The organism is Streptomyces sp. NPDC101152 (genome assembly GCF_044768275.1).
Classification (GTDB): Bacteria; Actinomycetota; Actinomycetes; order Streptomycetales; family Streptomycetaceae; genus Streptomyces.
Window position 1 is genome coordinate 19,515 of the sequence record NZ_JBIWPO010000068.1, and the last position, 11,487, is coordinate 31,001.

13 protein-coding genes are annotated in these 11,487 nt (G+C 68.6%); 10 read left to right on the top strand and 3 right to left on the bottom strand.

What is annotated here, in order from left to right; translation table 11 throughout:
• Nucleotides 1–45: 45 nt before the first annotated feature.
• Genes ACIRVK_RS41340 through ACIRVK_RS41355 form a run of 4 tightly spaced genes read left to right on the top strand, consistent with a single transcriptional unit; the run spans nt 46 to nt 1,523 of the window.
• Nucleotides 46–630 (top strand): TetR/AcrR family transcriptional regulator, encoded by a 585-nt coding sequence (locus tag ACIRVK_RS41340; protein WP_404256618.1) that lies wholly within the window; start codon nt 46–48, stop codon nt 628–630.
• A gap of 43 nt (nt 631–673) precedes the next feature.
• Nucleotides 674–889, top strand: coding sequence for a toxin glutamine deamidase domain-containing protein (locus ACIRVK_RS41345; protein WP_404256620.1), 216 nt, complete (start codon nt 674–676; stop codon nt 887–889).
• Nucleotides 829–1,188: a type II toxin-antitoxin system RelE/ParE family toxin gene (locus ACIRVK_RS41350; RefSeq protein WP_404256622.1), complete on the top strand. Its 360-nt coding sequence runs from the start codon at nt 829–831 to the stop codon at nt 1,186–1,188. Before ACIRVK_RS41345 ends, ACIRVK_RS41350 begins: the two co-directional genes overlap by 61 nt.
• Entirely contained in the window at nt 1,185–1,523 is a 339-nt protein-coding gene (locus ACIRVK_RS41355) for an XRE family transcriptional regulator (RefSeq protein WP_404256624.1), read from the top strand. The genes ACIRVK_RS41350 and ACIRVK_RS41355 overlap by 4 nt, the downstream gene beginning before the upstream one ends.
• A 567-nt stretch (nt 1,524–2,090) precedes the next feature.
• Here the strand turns inward: ACIRVK_RS41355 and ACIRVK_RS41360 are convergent.
• Entirely contained in the window at nt 2,091–2,738 is a 648-nt protein-coding gene (locus ACIRVK_RS41360) for a TetR/AcrR family transcriptional regulator (RefSeq protein WP_404256627.1), read from the bottom strand.
• 141 nt (nt 2,739–2,879) lie between these two features.
• Here ACIRVK_RS41360 and ACIRVK_RS41365 point away from each other — a divergent pair, with 141 nt between their 5' ends.
• The 4 genes from ACIRVK_RS41365 to ACIRVK_RS41380 all read left to right on the top strand — a co-directional run bounded on the left by ACIRVK_RS41365 (nt 2,880) and on the right by ACIRVK_RS41380 (nt 7,433).
• On the top strand, nt 2,880–3,818 hold the full coding sequence (locus ACIRVK_RS41365; protein ID WP_404256629.1) for an MBL fold metallo-hydrolase: 939 nt from the start codon (nt 2,880–2,882) through the stop codon (nt 3,816–3,818).
• Nucleotides 3,819–3,942: 124 nt separating this feature from the next.
• Nucleotides 3,943–5,544, top strand: coding sequence for an MFS transporter (locus ACIRVK_RS41370; RefSeq protein WP_404256631.1), 1,602 nt, complete (start codon nt 3,943–3,945; stop codon nt 5,542–5,544).
• Nucleotides 5,541–6,485: a fumarylacetoacetate hydrolase family protein gene (locus ACIRVK_RS41375; RefSeq protein ID WP_404256633.1), complete on the top strand. Its 945-nt coding sequence runs from the start codon at nt 5,541–5,543 to the stop codon at nt 6,483–6,485. Before ACIRVK_RS41370 ends, ACIRVK_RS41375 begins: the two co-directional genes overlap by 4 nt.
• 333 nt (nt 6,486–6,818) lie before the next feature.
• Nucleotides 6,819–7,433, top strand: coding sequence for a hypothetical protein (locus ACIRVK_RS41380; RefSeq protein ID WP_404256635.1), 615 nt, complete (start codon nt 6,819–6,821; stop codon nt 7,431–7,433).
• A 414-nt stretch (nt 7,434–7,847) separates the two neighbouring features.
• Here the strand turns inward: ACIRVK_RS41380 and ACIRVK_RS41385 are convergent, their stop codons facing one another.
• On the bottom strand, nt 7,848–8,243 hold the full coding sequence (locus ACIRVK_RS41385; protein ID WP_404256637.1) for a group 1 truncated hemoglobin: 396 nt from the start codon (nt 8,241–8,243) through the stop codon (nt 7,848–7,850).
• A gap of 685 nt (nt 8,244–8,928) precedes the next feature.
• On the opposite strand from ACIRVK_RS41385, the gene ACIRVK_RS41390 reads away from it, so the two are divergent.
• The gene (locus ACIRVK_RS41390) at nt 8,929–9,522 is read left to right on the top strand and encodes a hypothetical protein (protein WP_404256639.1); all 594 of its coding nucleotides are present in this window, start codon (nt 8,929–8,931) and stop codon (nt 9,520–9,522) included.
• A 391-nt stretch (nt 9,523–9,913) separates the two neighbouring features.
• Here ACIRVK_RS41390 and ACIRVK_RS41395 read toward each other — a convergent pair whose 3' ends face one another.
• Nucleotides 9,914–10,843, bottom strand: coding sequence for an NADP-dependent oxidoreductase (locus ACIRVK_RS41395; RefSeq protein ID WP_404256641.1), 930 nt, complete (start codon nt 10,841–10,843; stop codon nt 9,914–9,916).
• Nucleotides 10,844–10,930: 87 nt separating this feature from the next.
• Here ACIRVK_RS41395 and ACIRVK_RS41400 point away from each other — a divergent pair, with 87 nt between their 5' ends.
• Nucleotides 10,931–11,311, top strand: a complete 381-nt coding sequence (locus ACIRVK_RS41400; protein WP_404256643.1) for a winged helix-turn-helix transcriptional regulator — start codon at nt 10,931–10,933, stop codon at nt 11,309–11,311.
• Nucleotides 11,312–11,487: the final 176 nt, after the last annotated feature.

Below are 11,487 nucleotides of genomic sequence, written 5' to 3' on the forward strand. Positions count from 1 at the left end.
TAGCACGTCTTGAACTGATCAGTCCAAGATGGGAGGATGGGCCGCATGGCAGGCAAGAAGCAGTTCGACATGGACGCGGTGCTCGACGCCGCGATGATCCAGTTCTGGCGCTCCGGCTACGCCGACACCTCGCTCGACGACCTGTCCCGGGCGACCGGCCTGAACCGCAGCTCGATCTACTCCTCGCTCGGCGACAAGGACGCGCTCTTCCTTCGCTGCCTGGATCGCTACGCCTCGCGCTACGGCGACAAGTTCGACGCCGCCCTCTCGTGCGCGGCCGAGGACCCCGTCGCCGCCGTCCGTGCGTTCTTCGACGTCACCCTGGGGCGCATCGCCGACCCCGCCGTGCCCGACGGATGCCTGATGGCCCAGTCGGTCATGGCGAGTCCGGCACTGAGCCCGAGCGTCGCAGAGCATGTCAAAGAGTTGTTCGGCCTGCAGCGCCCGCGCCTGCGCACCGCGCTGAAGGCCGGCGGAATGTCCGACGAGAACGCCGAGGACTTCGCCGTACACGTAGCGGCCGTGAACCACTCTCTCGCGGTGATGGGCAGGGCCGGGTCGAGCCCGGAGCAACTCCGGGCGATCGTCGGTGTGACCGTCGACGCGCTCGCGCGGGCGCTGCGCCGATGATCACGGAGGCCGGAATTTCCTGCGCACCACTTTGAGTGGCATCGTGCGCGACATCGGAGCCGGCGGCGACGGTGCCCGCGGTATCGTTTGGGGGTTCTCCCCGAACGGCGCCTCGCACGTCTTCAACGTGATCAACGTAGGGGGTGACGTCATCTTCCTCGACGGACAGAGCGGGCACGCCAATCCGCGTGGGTTGTCGTGGTCGAGCCGGCTCTGTCGTGGCTTCACGGCTTGCGTCGCACTGACCGCGACACTCTGATTCAGGTCAGCCAGGCTGTCACTGCCCTTCAGGAAGAAGGTCCCGCGCTGGGTAGGCCTTTGGTGGACACGATCAAGGGTTCGGTGCTGTCGAACCTCAAGGAGCTTCGACCCGGCTCGGCAGGGGCCACGGAAGTGCGCTTGCTGTTCGTGTTCGACCCGGCTCGGCAGGCCGTGATCCTGGTCGGCGGTGACAAGGCGGGCAATTGGTCCGGCTGGCACCGCGTCGCGGTGCCCCAGGCGGAGCAGGCATACGCGGAGCATCTGAAGCGAATCGATGGAGAGGACGGGGCGCGATGACTGATCACCTCAAGGACCCGCAGGCCGTCTCCTGGGGAGACCTGACTGAGGATTTCGCCTTCACCGACGCCGAGAAGGACCAGATCCAGAAGGGGGCGCAGGCGATGGACCTGGCCTCCCGTGTGCACCGCCTCGCCGAGTTGCGGAAGCGGCAGCACACCACACAGGTCCAGGTTGCCGAAGCCATGGGCGTCACCCAGGCCCGGGTCTCGCGCATCGAGAAGGGCCAGCTGGAGCGCAGCGAGGTCGACACCCTCGCCGCCTACGTCAAGGCGCTCGGCGGCAAGTTGAAGATCGTCGCTGACTTCGGAGACGAGAGCTACGTCCTCGGCTGATCCGATCGAAACGCCGCGACCCAGGCCTGCCCGCAGCCCGGTGGGCAAACTCGCTTCTTGAAGTCAGGGATGATGCTCCACCCCGGCGTGAGGGGTGGAGCATCATCTCGTTGGTAGGCCATTCCGTTGCGCGTGGGTTCGAGACCCCCTTGCGAGCAGTGGCGATGGTCTCCGTACTCAGTCGGGACTCGTCCTTCCAGGACGCGTTCTGGACACAGGTTGGACACAAGGATCGGAAAAGACTGACAAGGGCCGGGAAGGATACAGAAAACGGCCCCAGATCGCACCAGGGAGTCGCCCCCAGTGCCTCAAGGCTCGTAAGCCGAGAGTTGCCGACGTACCCCGTTCGGCTGCTCGGGCTACGGGCTCCCTGTAGCTGGGTGGCCGAGTGACGGACGATAAGCGGGTCTGCGAAGTTGAGCGGTGCGCTGGCTCGGTCTGCTGACAGGGCGTCACAATTTGTGTTGGCCGGCAAGATGTCCGGGGTCGTACGTGATCATTTCTGCGAGCTTGCTTGATCGACGAGTCCACCGGCCTTCTGCCTCAAGGCGGCGGTGAGGGGAACTGTCAGGGTTCCCCAGCATGTGCCTCGTCGGCAAGAAGGCCCAGCAGGATGATGTCGAGCGCCCCGGCGAGGCGCTCGTGCAGGTCGAAGGGGGCCGGTTCCTCGCGGATCCAGCGCAGGATCGTCGAGAAGTAGCAGGCGGCGAGCAGTTGGCCGGCCTGGTCGCGGTCGACGCCGGACCTGATCTCCCCTCGTTGCCGCCCTTGCTCGACGATCCTGGCGAGTTCGATGTCCAGGGACGGGTCCTGCAGGAGGTGCCCGTACCGCGCTGAGGCGTCCATCAGGACGGTGGTCTCTGAACGGGAGGCGACGTTGAGGTCGGCCATCTCCTTCAGGTAGCGGCGCAGCCGGTCGCCGACCGGCAGGTCCTCGGCGTGCTCCGCGCCGAGAATCTCGGCGACGCGGGCGCGGCGGCGGATTCCCCATTCCTCGAGGAAGCCGACCTTCTGCGTGAAGTGGTTGAAGACGGTGGCCCGGGCGACGTCGGCGGCCTCGGCGATCTGCTCCATGGTGGTCGCCTCGTATCCCTGGGCGACGAAGAGACCGACCGCCGTCTCATACAGCTGGTCGTGCAGCTTCCTGCGCCTGCGCTCCTGGCGCCCGACGGCCGCGCCGTCCTCGGAGGCGGCTGCCGAGTCCCGGATCTTCATGGCCCCCAGTACAACACAAGGCCGCACGGCTCTTGACCCCTCCCTGGCATCTATCTAGATTCTTCGCCACTGCTGGACTCCAGTCCAGCAGTGGATGAAAGTCTCGCTCTGCTGATCGCGGGACGCTGACAAGGAGGCAACGTGGCTTCCGTGACATCCCAGACGGGCTGTGTCGAGCTCGGACGCGGCTGTTACGCCTGGATCGCGGGCGATGCCGGATGGGGCATGAGCAACGCCGGGCTGATCACCGGCCGGGGCGCGTCACTGCTCGTCGACACCCTCTACGACCTGCGGCTGACCAAGACCATGCTCAACGTGCTCGCGCCGCTGACCGTCACCGCACCGATCTCCACCGTGGTCAACACCCACGGCAATGGGGACCACTGGTTCGGCAACCAGCTCGTGGCCCACGCCGAGATCATCGCGGCCCGCGGGTCCGTGGCGGACATGCGGCAGGTGGGCCCCGCCGAGATGCGGGCGCTGACCGGCATGGACAGCCCGGCCGGACACTTCGCCCGCCGGATCTTCGGCCGCTTCGACCACACCGACATCGACCCCGTCCTCCCGAACCGGGTCTTCGACGGCGAGACCGTCCTCGACATCGGCGGGATGGAGGTCCGCCTCATCGACGTGGGGCCCGCGCACAGCGCCGGCGACACGATCGTCCACGTGCCGCAGGCCCGGACCGTCTACACCGGCGACATCGTCTTCGCCGGAGCAGCGCCGGTCGTCTGGCACGGTCCCTTCTCGCGCTGGCTCGCCGCCTGCGACCTGCTGCTGGGCCTCGACGCCGACATCGTCGTACCCGGCCACGGCCCCGTCACCATCAAACAGGCCGTCCGCGAGATCCGCGACTACCTCGAATACGTCCATGAGCAGGCCACCGCCCGGTTCACCGCCGGAATGCCGGCCATGGACGCGGCCCGCGACATCCGCCTGGGTCGCTTCGCGGACCTGCACGAGAGCGAACGCCTGGCCGTCAACGTGCACACCGTCTACCGGGAGCTCGACCCCTCACTGCCCCCGCTCGACGGCCCCATGCTGTTCGGCTGCATGGCCGAGCTCTGCCCCCGCGTCTGATAACGCTCTCCGCCTGCCCAGACGAGGCCCCACCCTCCGCCGACCGGCGCACCGCCCCTCCGGTACGCGCAGCTCCCCACCATCCCTCGGGCCGTACGTCCCGCCAACCCTCCAAGGAGGAGACATGGTCTCCACCCCTGCCTACGACCCACCCGCCGCCCTGTCGTCCGACGCCGCACCGGCTGCTACAGCACGCCACACCGGCACGATCATCGCCGGCTGTCTGGCCGTCTGCCTGGCCCAGATCGGGCTCGTCCTGCCCGCCGCGATCAACGGCGTCATGCAGCGCACCCTCCAGACGTCCGGCGGAGAACTTACCTGGATCAGTGACGCCTTCCTGGTTCCCGCCGCCGTCCTCGCGCTGACCTTCGGCGTCGTGGGCGACTTGTACGGCCGAAAGAAACTGGTGGTCGGCGCGGCACTGCTGTCCGCCGTCGGCTACCTGGTGTCCGCCACCTCCGACTCCGCAGCGCAGTTGATCACCGGTCAGGCGATCTCCGGCATCGGAGCAGCCGCGCTCTTCCCCGCCTCCCTGTCGATGATCACCGCCATCACGCCGACACCGGCCGCGCGAGCCAAGGCCTTGGCCTCCTGGACCACGGCCCTGTCGCTGGGTGCCCTGATCGCCCCGCTGATGTCCGGCAGCCTCGTCGAACACGCCTCCTTCCAGTGGGCGTTCGGCGTAACCGGCATGCTCGCCGTGATCACCGCGGTGGGTGCCTGGCTGCTGGCCACCGAGTCCAGCGCCCCCGAAGGCCGCTCGCTCGACTGGCCGGGGCAGATCACCATCGCCGTGGCCATGCTTACCCTGTTGTACGGCATCATCCAAGGCCCCTCCGACGGCTGGAGTTCGGCACCCGTCGTCGCGTCGTTCGTCGCCTGTGCTGTGTTCCTCGCAGCGTTCGTGATGGTGGAGCAGCGCAGCGCAGCCCCGATGCTGCGCCTGGAGCTGTTCCGCATCCCGGCCTTCGCCGCGTCGGCCGCGATGGCGGTGATCGGCATGTTCGGCTTCCTCGGAGGCGCGTACGACCTGAGCATCCGCCTCGGCGTCATCCAGCACCAGAGCCCCTTCCACACCGCGGTGCCCTTCCTGGTCATCCAAGGCATCACCCCGTTCATCTGGCCGTTGCTGGTCCGCCTGCTGCACCACGTCGGCCCCGGCCCCATGCTGGTCACCGGGTTCGTCTCGCTGGCCGGCGCCCAACTGTGGCTGCGGGTGGTGCCGATCCACGAAACCGGCCCGGTGCCCCTGCTCGGGCCGCTGGTGCTCAACGGTGTCGGCTTCGGTCTGGTCGTCGCCGCCCTCACCGCCGCGGCCGTCAACGTCGTACCGCCCACCCTGACCGGCATGGCCAGCGCCACCACCAGCCTGGTCCGCGACCTCGGCCAGACCCTCGGCCCGGCCATCGTCGGCGCCGTCGCCCTCGGGATGGCCGCGAGTCAGCTCACCGGCAGCCTCGCCGACGCGGGCCTTACCCCCAAGGAGCACGGCATCGCCTCCGCCGTCCTGCACGAGGGCGGCCCGCTCGCCCTGCACAGCGCCAACCTGGGCCCGCTCAGTGCCAAGCTTGCCCCGCTCACCGAGCACGCGCTGGCAAACGGCTACAACAACGGGCTGCTCCTCACCGCCGCGGCCTGTGTGGCCGCCGCTGTGATCGCCGCCGTCTTCGTCGGCTTCCGACACAGCGGCACCGCGCCGGCCGAGGCGGAGGGGAGCACGGCGTGAAGTTCGCAAGCTTCGTCCACGACGGGAAACGGCAGTCGGGAATCGTCGCCGACGACCAGCTCCACCCCTTCGAACACCCCGTCGACCTCCTGGACCTGATCGTGGAAGGCGAGGAGGCTCTGCGCGGGGCGGGAGAACGCGCCCTGACCGCCTCCCTGCCCGTGCCCCTGGCCGACGCGCGGCTGCTGCCTCCGCTGCAGCCGCCCACCGTTCGCGACTACATGACCTTCGAGAGCCATGTCGCGGGCGTCGCACGGGGATACGGCGACACCGTCCCCGAGGAGTGGTACGCCGCACCTGCGTTCTACTTCACCAACCCCTACGCGGTGATCGGTGCCCACGACGACGTGCCGGTACCGCCGGGCTGCGGGCGCTTCGACTTCGAACTCGAAGTCGCCGCCGTCATCGGCAAGGCGGGCCGGGATCTGACGCCCGAGCAGGCACGCGAGCACATCCTCGGCTACACGATCCTGGGCGACTGGTCCGCCCGTGACCTCCAGGGCCGCGAAATGAGGGTCAAACTCGGCCCGGCCAAGGGCAAGGACACCTCCACCACCCTCGGCCCCTGGCTGGTGACAGCAGACGAATTGGAACCCCACCGCGACGCGGAGGGCTTCCTCGACCTCGCCCTCACCGTCGCCGTCAACGGCGAGACGGTCGGCCAGGACCGACTGGCGAACATGGCCTGGACGTTCGAGGAGATGGCCGCCTACGCCTCCCGCGGCACCTGGATCCGCCCCGGCGACGTCCTGGGCTCCGGAACCTGCGGCAACGGCGGCTGCCTGGCCGAACTCTGGGGCCGCAACGGCATCCTCGAACCACCGCCCCTCGTCCCCGGCGACAGCGTCACCATGACAGTCGAGGGCATCGGCACCACCAGCAACACCGTCGTCGAAAGCGTCGCCCCGGTGCCCCTGCCACCTGCCCGCCGCAGGCTATGACCACCGTGCGGTGAGCTCTGGCACCGCTCCGGTGACGGACACCCCGTCCGGCACCGGAGAAAGGCATGAACAAGGTGGACAAGGTCATGGCCTCGAACGCCGAGGCGGTCGCCGAAATACCGCAAGGGGCGTCGCTGGCGTGTACGTGGCCTGCTTCTTCAGGTCCGACATGCCACCCCACCCCCGTAGTTCACTCTGTGCGCATGCCAACCCTCACGACAGTAGGGAGGGCGGTTATGTGCGAGGCGACGCACCAGTCAAGCGTGAGCAAAGACGGTCGTCCCGTAGGGTGCGCCGCCCTTGAACCTGGAAGAGCGCACCTGGAGTTGACCCATGCGGCACTGGCGGCAGCTCGTCATCGACACCTGGGGAGCGCTCGCGTACAAGCCGGCGTTCCAGTCCGCGGCCGATGGGCGGCCGACGCGCCTGCCGGGCCCCATGGCCGCATCGTGGCTGCCGGACTCGGAACGCCGGCGCCTGGCGGCCTGCACCGTGCTGGCCGCCTACGATCACAACCAGGCCGCCGCCCTGCTCGGCGAGGGCGGCGACGACCGCCGGGAGTACGGCGATGCGTCCCTGATCGTCGACCAGACTCTCTCGCACCTGCTCGGCGAGTCCCAGAAGATCGTGGTCGAGGGAGCCGAGGACGGCATCGTCGGGGCGATGGAGCGGGAGGCGCTGCTGCGGGAGTGGGCGCAGTCCGCAGCTGGGCCAAGCTCCACGTCCCCAAGCCGTAATCCCGCCCCCGCCCCGAGAGAACAACAACCCCGTGTCCACGACCAGCAGCGCCCCGAGGCTCCTCGCCGACATCGCCGAGCGCACCGTCCTGAGCCACATCGAGGCCTTCCTCGGCCTCCTCGTCGCATCGGGCACGAGCGACCTCGTCGACCTGTCCACGCTGCAGTCCGCGGCCATCGCCGCGCTCCCGGCCGGCCCTGGCCGTCGTGAAGGGTGCCGTCGGTTCCCTCCTCGGTCGCTCCGGCACCGCATCCTGGCTCCCCGCCAGAACCGACTGCCGTGAGTGGAGCGTTGTGTGTGACTGTGCCGGGCACCCGCCGGAGCCAACGCCCACTACCGGCGACGACGCGAGCACGGCGACGGGCATGCCGACGCCCAGCGCAAGCTCTTCAACCGCATGATCGGACAGCTCTACCGCTGCCTGCAGCACCGCCACACGCCGCGTTCCCCATCGAACTCGTCGCCGCAGCTTGACGCGTTGGCATCGCGAGGTGTCTGCCCTCATGCCCCCGCGCGGCCACAATCACCTGAACAGGGTCTTGCTGTACGCGGACGGCACCCGTGCCATGGTCCGCGGCGCCTGGTCCGGAGCCCGGTGACCGCGCCTGCCGACCGGGATGAGCGTCAGGCGGTGACGATGTCCGCCTTGAGCGGCAGCAGGGCCTGGGCGATCGTGCTGATGGTCGCCTCGTCCACCCCGGCCTCCGTGAGCGCGCCGGCCAGGTGGTCGACGACCTTGCCGAAGGCGCCGTCCGTGATGGCCAGGTGTTCGTGGGCCTTGCCCATGGAACGGCCGGAGTAGGGGCGGGTGGCGCCGAGGGCCTGGCCGATGAAGCGCCGCTGGTGCTGCTTGAGACGGTCCAGGTCCACTCCGGTGAAGAACGGCTGAAGGTCGGGATCGCCGAGGACTTTGTCGTAGAAGATGTCGACGACTGCCCCTACGGCGTCCTCTCCTCCGAGCTGCTCGAAGAGGGTCGGGGAAGTGGCCCCGGACGGCGTGCCGGAGATGGTGTCGGTCATGGTGCCAGCGTCGGGCCGCCGTCTTGCCGGAACGTGAGGAGACGGTTTCCGGGCTGTCAGAAGACCCTCCGGCCCGCCCGGGACCGCGGTGAACTCTTCGCAACCGGCTCCTGACGCGCCGGGTGGACGCCGGAAACACCGGGTCAGTCGTTCAGGTACGCCTACCTCGCTGAACTGGCCCACCGACCATCCGGTGTTGACGCTCACGGACCCCCACGAAGATGATCCTGCTTCAGTGACCTTCCTCGATCGCGACCCCAGATGTTGCGCCAGAACGCCTTGTGACCCTGTGCGTCAGAAGGTCGGCTCGACAGTGGACTGTGAGACCAAGGCACAGGCCGCTACCTGCAGTTGTGCTTTCCATGCCGTTTCGTCGAGCCCCAGCGTGTACTCGGTGCAGCACGAGCAAGGCGGGAGGAGCGCCACGAATGCTTGCTCCGCAGCGGTCTCGACCTCCGTATCCGACGAACCTGCTCCAACGTGTCGCGGATGTCCCGGGGGTCCGCATGACGCGGCATGCGGCAAGTTCGCACAGGGCTGGCGTGTCCATTCCCATTGCGAGCGCCTGGGCAGCGGTCATCGGCAGGCCTTCCGGACACACCTGATCCGCCTGATACAGCCACGCTGCCTCCAGCAGGGGTTCCCGTACCTCCTGGGCCACGCGGAGATCGCGTTTCTCTACGGAGTGGAGCGACAGACCTCCCAGCTGTGGAAGACCCGCGGTGTGCTGGGTGAACCGGACGTCGTGATCTCCGGTAATCCGTACTGGTTGCTGCCGACCGTGCTCGGCCCCGCCTCGGGCGGCACGCGGGAGTACCTGCCGGGCAGGCTGAAGGAGTACAGGGCCGGCATCGACGGCGGGTACGAGGTCCACGATGCGGCGGAACTTCCCGACATCGTCGGCTTCAAGGAGATCCCCTGGATCTTCGGCAAGAAGTACATGGACGTGTACCAGTGGAGGGTCCGCCGAAGCTGCGTGGTCGAGGGCGCCATGATCTCCGGGTCGCCGCTCTGGCTGCTGGACACCGTCCTGGCGGACGCCGAACAACGGGGCCGCGCCACGGTGCAGGACGGCATCGACCCGATCCGGGCGGGGGAGCGGGAGCCGAGCAAGCCCCGCGGGCGCAAGCCGTCCGCCGAGCCCAAGGAGACGCCGGCGCCAGCCGGCAGCGCGGACCTTCCAGCCCGGTCGAGACTCGGCGGAAGACGTCGCCGCGGTCACCGCCGAGCTCCTCGACGCCGGGTTCTCCATGACCGTACGCCCGAAGCGATGACGTAGCGGAGGTCGCCTGTAAGACGGGCGGCCTGCGCCTCGACGGACCGGTCCATGCCCAGCCTCAACCATGCTGAGGCTGCCAACTTCCCGCACCGGCCTCCCCTCGTTCTGAGCGCCGAAGACATCACCAACCGACTGACCGCAGCCCCACCTGCATCACAAGACGTGGGGCGGGGGAATGCTGCCTGACGCGGCACTACGCCAAGGCCAATACGCGAGACCGGATGACTCAACGGCGTAGGGGTTGGGGGCGTCCGCATGACGGTGACCTGCGTGGACTGAGTTGGATGAGACAGGTCGACTCGGTTCGTTGAGGCGAAAGACCGGAGCCGGCCCGTGGGGACTCAGAGGACACCTCAGGGGGCCTCGCCTTAGGCGAGGCCCCACAACGGGATCAGACGGTGAGGACGAGCTTGCCCTGGAGGTGACCGCCGTCGAGCAGCCGGTGCGCGTCGGCGACGCGCTCGAACGGGAACGTCTCCTGCACGTGGACCCGGAGCCTGCTCTGTTCGACGAGTTCGACGAGACCTCGCAGGGCGACCGGATCGGGTTCGACCGCGATGCCGCTGAAGCGCATGCCGGCCGCCTCGTACCTGGCGATGAGCTCCGAATCCTCCTCGGCGACCGCCGTCACCAGGTGACCGCCCGGGCGGAGCACTTCGAGCGACCGCTCGACGGTGTCGCCGCCGATCGTGTCGAGCACGACGTCGACGTCGCGGACCGCCTCGGTGAAGTCGACCGCCGTGTAGTCGATCACCTCGTCGGCGCCGAACCCCTCGACGAACTTCCGCTTGCTTCCGCTGGCGGTGGTGATCACGTGCGCGCCGAGCGCTTTCGCGATCTGGATCGCGACGTGGCCGACCCCGCCGCCACCGCCGTGGACCAGGACGCGGTCGCCCTCCCGCACACCGCCGAGGTCGACGAGGCCCTGCCACGCCGTCAGCCCGACGACCGGCAGCGCCGCCGCCTCGACGTGCGAGAGCGACGCCGGCTTGCGTGCCAGGTGCAGCGCCGGCGCCGACACGAGTTCGGCGTACGCGCTCGCCGCCCGCGGGAACAGCGGCATCCCGAACACCTCGTCGCCGGGCCTCAACCGCCACGTCCCCGGTGCATCCTCGACCACGCCGCTGATGTCCCAGCCCAGAATGAACGGCGGCTGGCCGATCAGCGGGAACTCGCCGGCGCGCAGGCGCGCCTCCAGCGGGTTCAGCCCGATCGCCTTGACGCGGACGAGAACCTCGGTCGGAAGGGGCTGGGGCTCGGGCGCGTCCACGATGGTGAGCACCTCGGGACCGCCGAGCGTCTGCTGGGTGATGACTCGCATGACTCTCCTGGCTTTGGAAGGGAGAGAACCCAGGCTATGAATGTGATAGGAACCAGCAGGTACCTTCGGCGCAGGTACCTTTAGCTCATGAGCGGTTTCGGTCCCGGGGATTCCTTTCTCGCCGACTGCCCGGCGCGTCTTGCGGTCGAGCTGATCGCCGACAAGTGGACGGTGGTCGTGCTCTACGGCCTCAGCAGGGGCCCGGTGCGCCATGGCCAGCTGATCGAGCTGATCGGCGGCATCTCCCGCAAGATGCTCACCCAGACGCTCCGCCGGCTCGAGGCACATGGACTCATCCGCCGCCACGCCTACGCCGAGGTGCCACCCCGCGTCGAGTACGAGCTCACCCCGCTCGGGGCGACACTGATCGATCCCATCCACATGCTGACCGAGTGGGCGAGGTCGAACGGCGACGCAGTGCTCGATGCGCTCGACGCCGACCCCGAGCCGGTCGCCCATAGCGACTGAGGCCCCCCACTAGGGACAGCCTCTCCAGACTCCACCCCGGCCGGTACAGCCATCCAGCACCCCCCCAGCCCCTCGGTCGCGCGACTAGTAGCTTGTTGCGGCTTATTTTCGCTGTGTGGTTGGGTAGAGGTGGCGTAGTTTCACGCGTGCGTCGTCGGTGGTGAAGTGCCAGTGGA